This is a genomic window from Roseivirga sp. (assembly GCF_965216855.1).
Taxonomy (GTDB): Bacteria; Bacteroidota; Bacteroidia; order Cytophagales; family Cyclobacteriaceae; genus Roseivirga.
Map to the genome: position 1 here is coordinate 2,663,364 of NZ_OZ244204.1, position 15,032 is coordinate 2,678,395.

At 36.8% G+C, this 15,032-nt stretch carries 13 protein-coding genes; all 13 read left to right on the forward strand.

Going from position 1 to position 15,032, the window contains the following annotated elements; genetic code table 11:
- Position 1: 1 nt before the first annotated feature.
- Genes ACOOEY_RS11795 through ACOOEY_RS11855 form a run of 13 tightly spaced genes read left to right on the forward strand, consistent with a single transcriptional unit; the run spans position 2 to position 14,947 of the window.
- Positions 2-1,123 carry a hypothetical protein gene (locus ACOOEY_RS11795; protein WP_420384916.1) on the forward strand — a complete coding sequence of 374 codons (1,122 nt, stop codon included), beginning with the start codon at positions 2-4 and terminating at the stop codon, positions 1,121-1,123.
- A gap of 16 nt (positions 1,124-1,139) precedes the next feature.
- The gene (locus ACOOEY_RS11800) at positions 1,140-2,246 is read left to right on the forward strand and encodes an exopolysaccharide biosynthesis protein (RefSeq protein ID WP_420384917.1); all 1,107 of its coding nucleotides are present in this window, start codon (positions 1,140-1,142) and stop codon (positions 2,244-2,246) included.
- Positions 2,247-2,287: 41 nt separating this feature from the next.
- Positions 2,288-3,460: a glycosyltransferase gene (locus tag ACOOEY_RS11805; RefSeq protein WP_420384918.1), complete on the forward strand. Its 1,173-nt coding sequence runs from the start codon at positions 2,288-2,290 to the stop codon at positions 3,458-3,460.
- Complete coding sequence (locus tag ACOOEY_RS11810; protein WP_420384919.1) at positions 3,453-4,586, forward strand: EpsG family protein; 1,134 nt, start codon at positions 3,453-3,455, stop codon at positions 4,584-4,586. The genes ACOOEY_RS11805 and ACOOEY_RS11810 overlap by 8 nt, the downstream gene beginning before the upstream one ends.
- A 57-nt stretch (positions 4,587-4,643) precedes the next feature.
- Positions 4,644-5,255, forward strand: a complete 612-nt coding sequence (locus tag ACOOEY_RS11815) for a CatB-related O-acetyltransferase (RefSeq protein WP_420384920.1) — start codon at positions 4,644-4,646, stop codon at positions 5,253-5,255.
- Complete coding sequence (locus ACOOEY_RS11820; RefSeq protein ID WP_420384921.1) at positions 5,252-6,424, forward strand: glycosyltransferase family 4 protein; 1,173 nt, start codon at positions 5,252-5,254, stop codon at positions 6,422-6,424. Before ACOOEY_RS11815 ends, ACOOEY_RS11820 begins: the two co-directional genes overlap by 4 nt.
- Before the next feature lie 13 nt (positions 6,425-6,437).
- A complete protein-coding gene (locus ACOOEY_RS11825) occupies positions 6,438-7,571 on the forward strand; it encodes an N-acetyl sugar amidotransferase (protein WP_420384922.1) in 1,134 nt (377 codons plus the stop codon).
- Complete coding sequence (hisH, locus tag ACOOEY_RS11830; RefSeq protein ID WP_420384923.1) at positions 7,568-8,182, forward strand: imidazole glycerol phosphate synthase subunit HisH; 615 nt, start codon at positions 7,568-7,570, stop codon at positions 8,180-8,182. Before ACOOEY_RS11825 ends, hisH begins: the two co-directional genes overlap by 4 nt.
- Positions 8,183-8,959, forward strand: coding sequence for an AglZ/HisF2 family acetamidino modification protein (locus ACOOEY_RS11835; RefSeq protein ID WP_420384924.1), 777 nt, complete (start codon positions 8,183-8,185; stop codon positions 8,957-8,959).
- The gene (locus tag ACOOEY_RS11840) at positions 8,956-11,073 is read left to right on the forward strand and encodes a bi-domain-containing oxidoreductase (RefSeq protein ID WP_420384925.1); all 2,118 of its coding nucleotides are present in this window, start codon (positions 8,956-8,958) and stop codon (positions 11,071-11,073) included. Before ACOOEY_RS11835 ends, ACOOEY_RS11840 begins: the two co-directional genes overlap by 4 nt.
- Positions 11,063-12,664: a heparinase II/III domain-containing protein gene (locus ACOOEY_RS11845; protein ID WP_420384926.1), complete on the forward strand. Its 1,602-nt coding sequence runs from the start codon at positions 11,063-11,065 to the stop codon at positions 12,662-12,664. Before ACOOEY_RS11840 ends, ACOOEY_RS11845 begins: the two co-directional genes overlap by 11 nt.
- Positions 12,654-13,739, forward strand: a complete 1,086-nt coding sequence (wecB, locus tag ACOOEY_RS11850; protein ID WP_420384927.1) for a non-hydrolyzing UDP-N-acetylglucosamine 2-epimerase — start codon at positions 12,654-12,656, stop codon at positions 13,737-13,739. Before ACOOEY_RS11845 ends, wecB begins: the two co-directional genes overlap by 11 nt.
- Positions 13,739-14,947 carry a glycosyltransferase family 4 protein gene (locus tag ACOOEY_RS11855; RefSeq protein WP_420384928.1) on the forward strand — a complete coding sequence of 403 codons (1,209 nt, stop codon included), beginning with the start codon at positions 13,739-13,741 and terminating at the stop codon, positions 14,945-14,947. The genes wecB and ACOOEY_RS11855 overlap by 1 nt, the downstream gene beginning before the upstream one ends.
- The last annotated feature ends 85 nt before the right edge of the window (positions 14,948-15,032 follow it).

Below are 15,032 nucleotides of genomic sequence, written 5' to 3' on the forward strand. Positions count from 1 at the left end.
GGTGAAAGCACTCCATATTCATTGTGATCCAAAATTTATAAAAGGCTCAAAAAACCTATTTGGGGGTGACTTTTTTGAAAATGAGATTTTATTTTTTGGTAGTGAGAATTTTGAGTCAGAGTACATAGTTACTTACGCAAAAACACTCAGAGAGCTGGATAGAGAGTTCAAACATAAAATTGCAAATGTTAACATTGTTGTGTTTTGGGGATTGAATGATTGGGTACTCAGGTTGTTTAGATTTATCCCTGGCAACGTATTAGTAATTTGGAGATTTTTTGGTTACGAGCTTTATGGTAGAATCCCATCTTTAATTTATACACAAAAGACCAAAGCCATCCTGTCGGAGAAAAGTCAGATTAGAAATCTTCCTAAAAGAATTATAAATAAATTCCGTCACCTGATCCAGATGAAAGTGTCATTTAGAGCAGCATTGGAAAGAGTGGATACTGTTTTGATGATCTCAGAAATGGAATATCAGATGCTTAATACTTATTGGAGTGGAAAATTACCACGTCTTTTAGTAATGCCATCTTCCGAACGTGTTCTAGACCTTAATCAGCTTATAAACAATTCAAAAGAAAGGGAGAAACGAGTAATAATAGGTCACAGTAGGAACTCGATAAATAACCATATCGAATTATTCGATTTAATAAGGGAAAATGAACCTTATTCCAATACCAATTTCGAGGTATTGTTTAATTACGGAGGACCTAAGATTTATGCGGATAAGGTTAAAGAATTTGGAAAAGATACGGTTGTTCATTTTATCGAAGACTTTATGTCAAGAGATGAGTTTAAAAAGTATATTATGTACTCATCTGCCTTTGTAACCAATAGCTTACGTCAATGTGCAGGTGCCACTATTTTCCTAGCAATTGAATTTGGCTTGAAGATATACATGAACACTGCTAATATTCATAGTAAGTGGTTAAAGTCGGAAGGGTTTCTCATCTTTAGTTTAGAGGACTTCGCTAGAGACTTGGGATCAGAGGACTTTTTCCTTTCGGAGGAGAAAAAGAACTACAATCGAAATCAACTCTTGGAGCTTCTCAAAAAAAATAATTTCGAGGACTTTTCTCTGAAATTATATTCACAGATTGAAGAATTTGTCTCAAGATAATTAATCTTAAAAAAGGATGAACAAAGATAGCAAAAACTTCCAGGAGGATGGTGTTTTTCAATTTTTAAAGCAGGTTTTGACAAAGGGAAGATCAATACTTTTATACGGAGGGATCTTTTTTTTAATCGGAATAGGAATTGCTCTGTCTACTGGTGATGAATATACAGCAAGCTCGGTTTTTATCCCGCAAGTTTCCAATGGGACGACAGGAGGAAATGGTTCTGGATTGGGTAGTTTGGCCTCTTTGGCAGGAATCAATTTAGGTACCGCCTCAGGTAATGATGAATTCCCTCCTAGTCTATATCCCAATATTCTCAACAATGTCTATTTTAAACTCTCAATACTTGAAGCACCCTTATTTTTGAAGAGATTCAATAAGAAAGTTTCATATCGTGAATATTTTGAAGAGTATTATCAGCCCCCATTATTGTATTCGATTAAAAAATACACAGTTGGTCTTCCTAGTTTGATATTGAGTTTGTTTGAACCTGAAGAGGAAGAACAAAGTAAAACAACTCTCAATCAAAATGGGGAGTCCATGGTTAAGCTGACCGAACAGGAACTCAGACATTTTTCAAGAATTGATGGGCAAATATCAATTGTTTCCAATTTAAAGGATGGGTTTGTAACAATTTCAGTCTCAATGCCAGAGCCAGAACTGGCAGCACAGCTTGCAAAATATGTTGAGGATCTTCTTGAAAGAGAATTGATTAATTACAAGGTAAAAAACGCTCAACATTCTTTAGACTTTATCATCGAAAGCTATAATGATAAGAAGCTACAGTTCATTGAAAAGCAGGAACAATTAGCAGTCTTTATTGATGGAAACAGAAACATAAATACTGAAAGCGCAAAAATTCAATTACAACAGCTTCAAGCAGAGTATAATGTTGCTTATGAGGTTTATTTGAGCTTAGCTAAGGAACTTGAGCAGGCAAAACTACAAATAAACAGAGACACACCTACTATGGCCATTATCCAACCTGTTTTAATTCCAAGTTCAAAGTCAGGACTTAGTAGAAAATTAATTGTGATAATGTTTACTTTTGTGGGTCTGGTCGTAATCCCGGTAAGAATATATCTTAAAAATTATCTTGTGCCGTTTGTTAAGAATTTGTCTTAAGTCGGCCATTAGTGTTGAATTATAATTAGAATAGTTCGGTTTTGAAGATTTTGAATATTGCTTCAATTATTCCACTGCCTAAGCTTCACAGAGAGAATGATATAATTTTATTAGTGCAGAAGAATTTATCGAACCAATTTAATATTGAGTTTCGAATTTTGAAGTACTTACCTTATGTTCCTGGATTTATAGCTAAAAGGAGAGAGCGTTGGGAACAGTTTTTATTTCTAAAAAAAATGGGGGGGATAACGATTCAGAACCAGGTTGTTATTTTCTATTCATGGTTGGTGTTACCCACCAGTAATTTTTGGGTTAATTGGGCACTATTGCCGATTAATGAACTTTTTTTCAAAAAGCGTGTTTTAAAAAGTTTTGCTTCTCTCGAGAAAGTTGATCTTATTTTATCTCAAAATATTTTTCCAGATTCAATTGTTGCATATTGGTTGAATAGAGCATATTCTATTCCATATGTTATCAACTTGAGAATTCTTAATTCGCAATGGAGGCTATTCAAAAACTTGCCGATTGTTAAAAATGTAATTAGGAACTCGTCAGCAGTTTACACACATAGTCCATCTATCCATAATTTAGTTAAGAGCGGAATGGATGCTAAACTTATTCTACATCCGCTAGATGAAGAATATTTTACGCAAGCTGAAAAGGGAACAGACAAGCTTGAGTTCTTAAGCGTTTGTCGACTTTTGAAATTGAAAAATTTGGATATGGTGCTTAACGCATTAGCCAACCTGAAAAGTAAGGGCTTTTGCTTCGAGTATAAAATTATAGGAGATGGGGCTGAGATGGAGAATTTAAGAGGTCTTATCAAAGACTTGGGAATTGATGATTGTGTCCACCTTGAGGGGTTTCTACCTAAAGAGGATGTCATAAATTCCTATAAATCTGCACATGTTTTTATTATGCCCAGCTATCCGGAAACATTAGGAAGGGTGTTTTTAGAAGCGGCAGCGGCAGGTTGTTTGTGCATAGGTCATGAAAATACAGGGATAGATGGCTTGTTCGAACATAAAAAATCAGCCTTGTTTGTAAACAGAAATACAATAGAGGACAATTTGGAGCATGTAATGAATAAGTTTTTAAATGGAGCTTTAAATATATACCAAAAGGAGTCTAGACAAGTAGTTGAAAAACTGACTTGGGAAAATATCGGGAAAGATTATCAAGAACTATTTAAGAAAGCATTGAGCAGTGTTTGATTTTTTTACTTTCTTCATATACTTAGGTCTACTTTTTCTTCTGATATTACTTACTTCAGAGCAAGAATCAAGAGTAGGTATTTCTAATTTTCATTATTCTTACCCAACAAAGCTTGAAATAGGTCCTTTTTTGGCTTTGATTTTGATCACGTTTATTGTCGGTTTTAGGTACGATGTTGGAGTAGATTGGCAGGGTTATTATTTGGATTTTCAGCAAATTGAAATCAGGGAGGGGCTAAAGTTTTCGGATCAAAGCTATGAGTGGGCATTTTTTCACCTGATGAAAGTGATTGCTTATTTAGGGTTAAATTATATTTGGTTGTTTGCAGCTATGGCTTTAATTAGCTGGTATTTCCTGTTCAAGAGTGTCCCAAGATTTATTTTACCGCTGTTCGTTTATTTTCTATTTGTAGATGAGTTTTTCTTTTGGTCTCTTAACGGTGTGAGACAGTTCGCTGCGATGACCATTTGGGTTTTTTCATTAAGGTATGTGGTTGAGAGAAATTTTATCAAATATCTGCTTTTTATCTTGCTTGGTGCATTGTTTCATTTGAGTATACTATTTTTGATTCCTCTATATTTTTTGCCTTATAGATGCCTAACGAACAGAGCGGTTTGGCTAGTTCTGTTTGTAGTCACATTTCTCTTAATAAATGGAAATATGTTCATGGGGGCTTTTGCTTCATTTTTTGAATTCTTAGGGCCACAAGGAGGTATGTTTGCCAAATTTTTTTGGTATTATCAATCTGGTAAGTTGGCTGCTGATGAAACTTCACTTGGTTTAGGGTACTTTTTTGAAATAGTTACAAACTTCATTTTGATTTGGCTAAGCCCTAAAATACTCCAAGAAAATAGGCAATTGAGTATTTACTTTGTTTTATTTTTTTTTGGAGTAATTCTTTTCAATCTTTTTTACGAGTTTCAATTAATAGCAAGGGTTTTTAACTATTTCCTTTTTGTCAAATCCATAATACTGAGTCTGACGGTAGTATATTATTGGAAGAATAGAGTGTTTCAAACACCTATTGTAATTGGAATAGTTCTTTATTTCTTTTTGTTTTTATCGTCTGTTTATAATGGGTCTAATATGTGCTGCCCCTATCGTTTTGCTTTTTGGCTAAATTGACTTTTGAGAAATCTTGTTCTTTGATTAAAAAAAATTTATTCTTTTCAAACAATTACAATGAGTAAGCTAATTTATTTTTGGTCTAAGTTCTTTAAAAAATTTAGAGGAAAGGCTATAGTTAACTCTGATATTCATCCTACTTCTACAGTGGAGGCAGGAAGTGAGGTGGTAAATTCCAGTTTTGGAAAACACTCATTTTGTGGATATGATTGTGAGATTATCAATACTGATATTGGAGCTTTTTGTTCGATTGCAAATAAAGTCATCATTGGGGGGGGGATGCACCCCATGGAATGGGTATCAATGTCACCAGCGTTCTATGAGGGAAGAGATAGCATCAAGGCTAAATTTGCCAAACATAAGAGAGAAACGCCTTTGAGAACACAGGTGGGTAATGATGTTTGGATTGGTGAATGTACATTGATTAAACAAGGAGTAAGTATAGGGAATGGTGCCGTTATAGGCATGGGAAGTGTGGTCACAAAAGATGTTGCACCTTATTCGATAGTGGCAGGCGTACCGGCCAGGGAGATCCGCAAGAGATTTGATGAAATTACTGCTAAAAAGCTTCTTGATTCAGCATGGTGGGATTGGACTGATGATAAAATTGCCGGCATGGGTGACTACTTCAATGATCCAGATATTTTTTTAAGCAAGGTTGAATCATGAAAGTACTACATTGCTGTCTAGCAGCCTTCTATATTGATGATTTTGGTTATCAAGAAAACGTTTTGCCCAAAATTCATAGAATGCATGGGCATGACGTGAAAATATTGGCCAGTACCGAAACCTATCTCACTTCTATGAAACTGGGGTATGTAGAAGCTTCCAGCTACATTTCATCAGACAATATTCCTGTCACTAGGTTAGCTTACCAAAAATGGCTACCCCACAAGGTGATAAGTAAATTGAGGTTATACAAAGGACTGAAAAAGGAAATTATCGAATTTCAACCCGATGTTATCTTTATGCATGATTGTCAGTTTCTCAGTATCAGTGCTGTCAAAGATTATGCGAAGAAGAACAAAGTTGAAATCTATGTAGACTGTCATACAGACCTGATCAATAGTGCTAAGGGATTGGTTTCAAGAAATATCCTTCATGGAATCATATACAAATATTGTGCAAAGCTAATTGAACCATTTGTAACTAGGTTTTATGGGACACTTCCCTTGAGAAATGAGTTTCTTCATGAGGTATATGGCATTACTAAGGAAAAAATAGGATTACTACCATTTGGTACTGATGACACACTTTTTAAAACAAGTGAAAAAGCGTTTATAAGGAAAGAAATGCGTCAACAATTAGGGTTAGAAGAAACTGACTTGGTAATTGTAACCGGAGGGAAAATTGATCTACGCAAGAACATTCATGTTTTAATGGAAGCCGTCTTGAAAATAGCCTATACAAGTGATAAGGTAAAACTTTTATTGTTTGGAAAACCGACCGTGGAGCTAAAGGAATTTGTAGATAAGATGAAAGAAAACCCAACCATTATTTATAAAGATTGGGTTGACTCCAAGGAGATTTACAAGTACTTTCTGTGTGCTGATTTAGGATTCTTTCCTGGGACGCACTCAGTATTGTGGGAGGAAGCTACAGGGCTTGGTTTGCCTTGCGTGTTTAAACGGTGGCATGGTATAGAGCATGTAGACCTTGGAGGCAATTGCATGTTTTTAGATGTAGTAACTGAACAGGTAATAATAGAAACAATTAATCGATTGATAGATAATAATGCCCTTTTTGACCGAATGCGGAGTGTGGCTCAACTTAAAGGTCCGAAAGAGTTTAGCTATACAGAGATCGCCAAAAGGGCGCTAAATTCAGATTATAACTAATATTTATATTGCATTGAAAGAACCACAGGTATGTATTAATTGTGTAATGGACACGACTGACTCCCAAATTACATTCGATGAACAAGGTGTTTGTGACCATTGTCACACATTTGATAGTCATATAAAGCCTAATTGGAATACAGGACAAAAGGGATGGGATAAACTCCAGTCAATTGTTCAGCAAATCAAGAAGGAAGGGAAGGGGAAAGATTTCGATTGTATAATGGGTATGAGTGGAGGAATAGATAGCTCATATCTTTTGTATTTGGCAGTAGAAAAACTTGGCTTAAGACCACTGGTTTTTCATGTTGATGCTGGCTGGAACTCTCAAACCGCAGTAAATAATATTGAGGTGATGATCGAGAAACTCAACCTTGATTTATTCACTGAGGTGATTGACTGGGAGGAAATGAAGGATTTGCAAAGAGCCTTTTTTAGGTCTGGGGTTCCACATGTGGACACTCCACAAGATCATGCTTTTTTTGCCACCATGTATAAATTTGCTGACAAGTACAAGGTCAATAATATTTTGACTGGGGCAAATTATTCCACGGAGTGTATTCGTAACCCTAAAGAATGGATGTATTTCCAATCCGATTCAAGACAGATTAAAGACATTTTCAATCAGTTCGGAGAGGGTAAACTCAAGAATTACCCATTAACTAATATTATATGGCACAAAGTTTATCTACCGTATATTAAGAATATAAAGGTAGTTACTCCACTCAACTACATGCCTTATATCAAAACAGAGGCCGTTCAATTATTGAAGGAAAAATTTGGTTGGCAAGAATATCCTCAAAAACACTTTGAGTCTAGATTTACCAAGTTCTACGAGAGTTATTGGCTCTACGAAAAGTTTGGTTATGATGTAAGGAAAGTACAGTATACCAGTTTAATTCTCACAGGCCAGATGACAAGAGAAGAGGCAATGGAAAAACTTAAATCAAAACCTTATGATCCTTTGAATATTCATCATGATTTTGAATTTGTGGCCAATAAATTAGATATGGAGGTCTCCCAACTACAGGCATGCTTCGATGCGCCTAATAAGACATACAAGGATTATAAAAACCAAGAATCCATTTATAATATTGGGGCTAAAGTTATGAGGGGACTAGGTTTAGTAAGGGGTGGTAAAAGATGATTGGTATTATAGCTTACGGATCTGGTAATGTCAAGGCCATTGCCAATATTTATAAGAGGCTTAATCTAGATTATTTTATTACTAGTGATCCTGGAAAGCTAAAGGAAGCGACACGCCTTATTCTCCCTGGTGTTGGTGCTTTTGATCAAACAATGAATCTCTTGAATGAATCTGGTTTGAGAAGCGTCTTAGATAAACTGGTACTTAACGATAAGATACCCGTATTGGGAATTTGTGTAGGAATGCAAATTATGGCAGAGTCTAGTGAAGAAGGAGCTGAAAAAGGACTTGGCTGGATAAGTGGAAGAGTAAAAAAAATCGATCAAAATAAACTTCATAATAAGCCAAAATTACCCCATATGGGTTGGAATAGTGTGATTTTAGCAAAGCCGAATGAGATTGTTGAAGATGTAAACTTTAATAAGGGGTTCTATTTCTTACACTCTTACTTTATGAGTCCAAGTAATGAAGAGGACGTTTTGGTTAAAGCAGATTATGGACAAGAGTTTGCTTGTGTTGTTAAAAAGGAAAATGTTGTTGGAATTCAATTTCATCCCGAAAAGAGTCATGATAACGGCATTCAAGTATTTAAAAATTTTGCTAATATTTAGATGCTCAGATCAAGAATTACTCCCGTTCTCCTTATCCATAAAAATGGTTTAGTTAAGACTGTGAAGTTCAAGGATCCAAAATATGTTGGAGATCCGTTGAATGCAGTTAGAATTTTTAATGAGAAGGAAGTTGATGAATTGATTGTGATTGACATTGACAGGTCTTCACAAGGATTAACTCCCGACTTCACTTTAATTGAGAAGATGGCGTCAGAATGTCGTATGCCGCTTTGTTATGGCGGAGGAATAAAAACTCCAGAGGAAGCCTTAAAGTTAGTCAATCTTGGTGTGGAAAAGGTTGCTATGAGCAGTGCTTTAGTAGATCAGCCAAACCTTGCCAAAGAAATGGCAGATGCTGTAGGTCAACAAAGTGTTGTTGCGGTTCTAGATATAAAAAAGAGCGGTTGGAATAAGAAATATAGGCTTTTCACAAATAACGGCAAAAATGAAATAAAGTCAGATCCATTCGACCTTGCACTTGAACTTCAGTCTATCGGTGTTGGTGAAATTGTAGTAAACTCGATCGACAATGATGGCACCATGACTGGTTATGATATGAAGCTCAATGAAAAAATGAGAGATCTTCTTGATTTGCCAATTACATTTCTTGGTGGTGCTGGAAATTTAAATGATATACGCCAATTAATAGATGTATTTGGACCTGTAGGAGCAGCAGCTGGTAGTCTGTTTGTTTTTAAGGGTAAATACAGGGCTGTACTAATAAACTATCCGGGCGAAAAGGACAAATACGCCCTTTACAATCAATCAGCAGAATGAAACAAATCATACAAGACCTTAAATCTGGTCAAACGATATTAGAAGAAGTTCCTGCGCCACTAGTTAAGAGTGGCGCAGTTCTTATAAAAACTACCAATTCTTTAGTTTCCCTTGGTACAGAAAGAATGTTAGTTGAATTCGGAAAGGCCAACTTGATTGAAAAAGCCCGTCAGCAGCCAGATAAAGTAAAAATGATCTTGGATAAGATCAAGACTGATGGTTTAATGCCGACACTCGAGACGGTTTTTAACAAACTTAATCAGCCCTTGCCTTTGGGTTACTGTAATGTAGGAGAGGTCATTGCGGTTGGTAAAGGAGTAAAAGAGTTCAAGGTAGGCGATAGGGTTGCTTCAAATGGAAATCATGCTGAGTATGTGAGTATACCTCAGAACTTGGTTGCGAAAATTCCAGATAATGTAACCTGCCAAGAAGCGGCTTTTACAGTTATTGGCGCAATAGGTCTTCAAAGCATTAGGCTACTTAATCCAACTCTTGGAGAAAAAGTAGTGGTTATTGGTCTTGGTCTAATCGGTTTAATTACTGCCGAACTTCTCCTGGCCAATGGTTGCGAAGTAATTGGTTTCGACTTTGACCAAGCAAAGGTTGATTTGGCAAAGGCTAAAGGAGTCAAAGCATTTAACTTAGCTCAGGGAGGAGACCAGGTAAAGATTGTAGAAGAGCATACCAATGGTGTGGGTGCAGATGGAGTAATTATTACCGCTTCAAATAAATCTAACGACATCATTTCGAATTCTGCTCAAATGAGTAGAAAGCGAGGAAGAATTATTCTTGTTGGCGTTATTGGTTTGGATATTTCTAGAGCCGATTTCTATGAAAAGGAGTTGACCTTCCAGGTTTCTTGTTCCTATGGCCCTGGTCGTTATGATGAAGCATATGAACAAAAAGGTCAAGACTATCCACTTCCATTTGTAAGATGGACAGAAAAAAGAAACTTTGAGGCGGTACTAAGCGCTATAGCGAGCGGGAAGTTGGACGTTCAGTCGCTCATTACTGAAGAGTTGCCGTTAGAGGATTTCCAAAAGATTTACGGCAATATTGGATCCTCCAAATCAATTGCTACTCTATTAAAATATAGCAGCGATCAGAAGCAATTAGATCGCAAAGTGGCTGTTGGGCCATATCAATCTAAAGGAGGAGAGCTAGGCATTATCGGAGCTGGTAATTTTACTAATGCCATGATATTACCAGCACTTCAAAAGAACGGTGTACAGGCAAAATATATCGCCAGTTCTGGAGGTTTAAGTTCTAAAACATTAGCAAAGAAGTTTAATGCTGGGTTTGCTACAAGCGACTATAACGAAATCCTCAACGATTCAGATGTAAATCTGGTTTTGGTTACAACCAGACACAACATGCATGCTAGAATGACTTTGGATTCATTGCAGGCTGGTAAACACGTATTTGTTGAAAAACCTTTAGCCCTAACCTTAGAGGAGGTAGATCAAATACAGCAGGCTGCATTAGACAATAGTAAGTCTGTCGTGGTTGGTTTTAACAGAAGGTTTTCCCCACACATGACTAAAATAAAATCAGCTCTGGGAGATGGAGCCGGAGCTATTAATATGGTAGCCACTATGAATGCTGGCTTCATTCCATCAGATGTCTGGGTGCATGATATGGAAGTTGGTGGAGGCCGAATTATTGGTGAAGCATGTCACTACATTGACCTAATGGTTTATCTATCCGGAAGTAAAGTGGCTGCCATTTGTATGAGCGCTTTAGGCAACAACCCTCAAGAAAATACAGATAATGCTTCTTTGCTTGTGAAATTTCAAAATGGATCTCAGGGAACAATAAATTACTTTGCTAATGGCTCAAAGTCCTACTCTAAAGAAAGAGTTGAAGTATACTCTCAAGAGAGAACTTTTGTCTGTGACAATTTTAGATTGACCAAGGGGTATGGAGTGAAAGGTTTTGGTAAGGTTAAAACTAAACAAGATAAAGGGCATGTTGAGCAGTTTAGAAGGCTCAGTCAATTCGCCAAGCAGGGAGGTGACCCAATCATTCCGTTTGAGGAAGTTATAAATGTAAGCAAAGCGAGCATTCTTGCAATTCAGAGCCTTAAGACTGGTAGCTGGATAAATGTGGGGTAAGTTTCAACTCATTTTAAATACTGTAAAACACCTGAAGTGGATTCAAATCCAATATCAGGTGTTTTATAGGTTAAGGGGAAAACTAGGGTTAAAGCCTAAGTTGAAGAATTATGTTTCGAGGCCAAAAGATCAAATTCATGTAGGACATCTAAATGCAGCTCTTTTTGATGACTTGATTAACTATAAAGAGAATAAGATTGAGTTTGAATTTTTAAACCTCACTAAGCAATTTGACAGGAACAAAATCGATTGGAACTTCAACGAGTATGGAAAGCTTTGGACATATAATCTTAATTACTTTGAATTCCTTCTGTCGGATGACCTGTCTTATGAGGAAGGAATTTCACTTATTGAAAACTATATAGATAACTGGGATCACTTAAAGGATGGGGTCGAGCCCTTTCCTATTTCTTTAAGAATCATCAATTGGATTAAGTTTCTTTCTAAAAATAAAGTCACAAATAAAGGAATTGATGAAAGGTTGTATCATCAGGTTCAATTACTCCTCAACAACTTAGAATACCATCTTTTGGCAAATCATTTACTTGAAAATGCATTTGCCTTAATATTTGCTGCCTATTACTTTCAAGATGAGCAGATTTATGCTAGAGCAAAAGCTTTGTTACTGCAAGAACTCAAAGAGCAAATTCTAGCCGATGGTGGGCACTTTGAACGTTCTCCGATGTATCATCAAATCATGTTGTTCAGATTGCTCGATGTTGTGAGTATTGTTCAAGGCAACCCATGGAAAAATCAAGAAATACTGTCTGAATTAAGGTCGAAGGCTCAAGCAATGGTGGACTGGCTAGTTAATATTACATTGTCTTCTGGTGATATTCCCTTTGTTAAAGATTCGGCACCAAACATCGCCCCGAAGAGCTCTGAGCTTTTAAACTATGCTGAGAGCCTAGGATTGAGTTTAAAAAATAATATCCTGTTTAAGGAATCAGGTTATAGATGGCTTGAGTCGGGAGATGCTAGACTTTTGGTTGATGTTGGTCAGGTAACCCCTTCTTATCAACCAGGACATGCCCATGCAGATGAGCTGAACTTTTTACTATTTGATGAAGGAAGCCCCGTTATAGTTGATACTGGTATTTCAACTTATGAGAAGAATGAACAAAGGCAGTTAGAGCGCTCATCAAGGAGTCATAATTGTTTGGTAGTAAGTAATGAAAACTCTTCACAGGTTTGGGGGGGATTTAGAGTTGGTAGAAGAGCCATCGTCTCTTTGAATAAAGATAATAGCTCCATAATATCGGCAAGTCATAACGGTTACAAACGACTTGGCGTTCTTGTTCAAAGGACATTTGAGGTAACATCTAGAGGATTCATGATCCAATCCAATCTTGACGGAATAAATCAGTTGGATTCCATATCCCACCTTCATTTTCATCCAGAGGTTTCAGTTTCAGAAATCTCTACTAATACTTTTCGAGTTGGAAGATTTGAGATTTTCATGGACCCAGTAGGTGAATGCTATTTAGAAAACTATATGTTTGCTGCAGGTTATAATCGACTTGTTCAAGCTAAAAAATTGATTATCAAAGGGAGTAAAAAAAATATAATTAGAATAGACTATGCTCATTGATATTATTGCCGGTGCCAGACCGAATTTCATGAAAGTGGCTCCAATTATACATCGGATAAAAAAGAGACAACAAGAAGGAGGTACTTTGCAATATCGCCTCGTTCATACAGGGCAGCATTATGATAAAAAAATGTCAGGCTCTTTTTTCGAACAATTAAATATCCCTGAACCCGATGTTAATCTAGAATCGGGATCTGGTACTCAAGCAGAACAGACAGCAAAAATTATGGTGAGATATGAGGCACTACTTCTAGAGAAGCCTTGCGATCTTACTCTTGTTGTAGGTGACGTAACTTCCACAATGGCCTGTTCAATTGCGGCAAAAAAACTCAATATAAAGGTAGCTCATGTTGAGGCAGGTATTAGATCATTTGATCTCACTATGCCGGAAGAAATTAATCGCATGGTTACAGATAGCATAACAGATTTTTTCTTTACCACTTCAGAAACTGCGAATAGGAATCTTTATAAAGCTGGTGCTTCTAAAGAGCAAGTTCACTTCGTAGGCAATACCATGATTGACACCTTAAGAGCGAATGAATCTCGACTTCAAAAGCCAGATGTTTGGGATCAGCTGGGTCTTCAGGAAAAGAAGTACTTAGTCATGACAATGCATAGGCCTGCTAATGTGGATGAAGAGGCCAAGCTCAAGAACTTCATGGATACGATAATCGTCAATTCAGGAGATTTTCCAATAGTTTTTCCAGTTCATCCAAGAACAGCCAAGGTGTTTGAAAAATTGGGCTTGAATAGTGAAAAACTTAAACTAGTAGAGCCTCTTGGATACCTGGAGTTTAATTACTTAGTTAAAAAGGCCTTGGCCGTTGTTACAGACTCTGGTGGGATAACTGAGGAAACGACAGTAATGGGCGTGCCTTGCATGACACTTAGAGATAATACCGAAAGACCTGAGACCTGTGAAATTGGAACAAATGAATTGATAGGAACAGATGTAAATGCCATTCCTTCGGCTATGCAAAAACTGCTCTCTGGAAATTGGAAAAAGGGAGGTATTCCTGAGCTATGGGATGGTAAAACTGCAGAGAGGATTGTTTCTATTCTGGAAAAGTTATAATGAGGGTACTCTTTATCACAGACAATTTTCCTCCTGAAGTAAATGCTCCAGCTACTAGAACATATGAGCATTGCAGGGAATGGGTAAGCAAGGGAGTTGATGTTACCGTTATTACTTGCGCTCCTAACTTTCCGCAGGGAAAAGTTTATCCGGGATACAAGAACAAGTTTTATAGGAGAGAGGAAATTGATGGAATAAAGGTAGTGCGTGTATGGAGCTATATAGCTTCGAATGAAGGGTTTTTAAAGAGAACGTTAGACTACATAAGCTTTGCTATCACATCATTTTTCGCAGGGCTTTTTGTCAGGACGGATGTTATCGTTGCTACATCACCACAGTTTTTTGTGGCCCTTTCAGGTCGTTGGCTTTCCTTCTTTAAAAGGAAGTCTTGGGTAATGGAGGTGAGAGACCTTTGGCCTGAATCTATCAAGACCGTAGGAGCCATGAAGGATGGTATATTATTTAGAGCCCTAGAAAGATTGGAATTGAGTCTTTACAAGTCTGCAAAGAAAGTTATTACTGTGACAGATAGTTTTAAATATAACTTAATAAATAGAGGTATTAATGAGGCGAAGATTGCCGTAATCAAAAATGGTGCAAACCTGGATTTATATGATAGTAGTAAGTCTGATGAGCTACTTCAAGAGAATTTAGGTTTAGCAGGAAAGTTTGTTTTGGGTTATATAGGAACACATGGACTTGCTCATAAACTGGACTTCATAATTGATTGTGCCAAATCTCTGGAAGATTCAGATATTCACATTTTATTTGTTGGTTCTGGAGCAATAAAGAATGGCTTGGTAAGTCAAGCCAGAGGGTATAATCTATCTAATGTCACCTTTCTTGATCCAATTGAAAAAAAGGATGTCTGGAGATACATAAGTATTCTAGATGCAATGATTGTTCCCCTTAAAAGGTCTGAGTTATTCAAAACTGTCATTCCCTCTAAAATATTTGAAACCTCGGCAATGAGGGTTCCAATACTACTTGGTGTTGATGGTGAGGCTCGTGAAATTGTGGAAGGCTATAATGCTGGGCTTTTTTTTGAGCCTGAGAATCAAGAATCATTCCTCAACGCTTTGAACAAGCTTAGAGAAAACAAAACCCTAATTGATGATCTCAAAGCTGGTTGTGAAAAGCTTGCTAAGGACTTTGATAGAAAGAAACTAGCTAAAAAAATGCTTTTAGAGTTAAGAACGTCTTATTGATTAAGAATATTTATCTTGCGCAAAATTAGTTTGACTTGGAACAAACTCTCCTCATAACTGGCACTTCTTTTCTCTTAACATTCTT

Coding starts and splice junctions, on each gene's coding strand:
- ACOOEY_RS11815 (WP_420384920.1), top strand. CDS start 4,644: ATGAGTAAGCTAATTTATTTTTGGTCTAAGTTCTTTAAAAAATTTAGA.
- ACOOEY_RS11855 (WP_420384928.1), top strand. CDS start 13,739: ATGAGGGTACTCTTTATCACAGACAATTTTCCTCCTGAAGTAAATGCT.
- ACOOEY_RS11820 (WP_420384921.1), top strand. CDS start 5,252: ATGAAAGTACTACATTGCTGTCTAGCAGCCTTCTATATTGATGATTTT.
- ACOOEY_RS11835 (WP_420384924.1), top strand. CDS start 8,183: ATGCTCAGATCAAGAATTACTCCCGTTCTCCTTATCCATAAAAATGGT.
- hisH (WP_420384923.1), top strand. CDS start 7,568: ATGATTGGTATTATAGCTTACGGATCTGGTAATGTCAAGGCCATTGCC.
- wecB (WP_420384927.1), top strand. CDS start 12,654: ATGCTCATTGATATTATTGCCGGTGCCAGACCGAATTTCATGAAAGTG.
- ACOOEY_RS11800 (WP_420384917.1), top strand. CDS start 1,140: ATGAACAAAGATAGCAAAAACTTCCAGGAGGATGGTGTTTTTCAATTT.
- ACOOEY_RS11840 (WP_420384925.1), top strand. CDS start 8,956: ATGAAACAAATCATACAAGACCTTAAATCTGGTCAAACGATATTAGAA.
- ACOOEY_RS11845 (WP_420384926.1), top strand. CDS start 11,063: ATGTGGGGTAAGTTTCAACTCATTTTAAATACTGTAAAACACCTGAAG.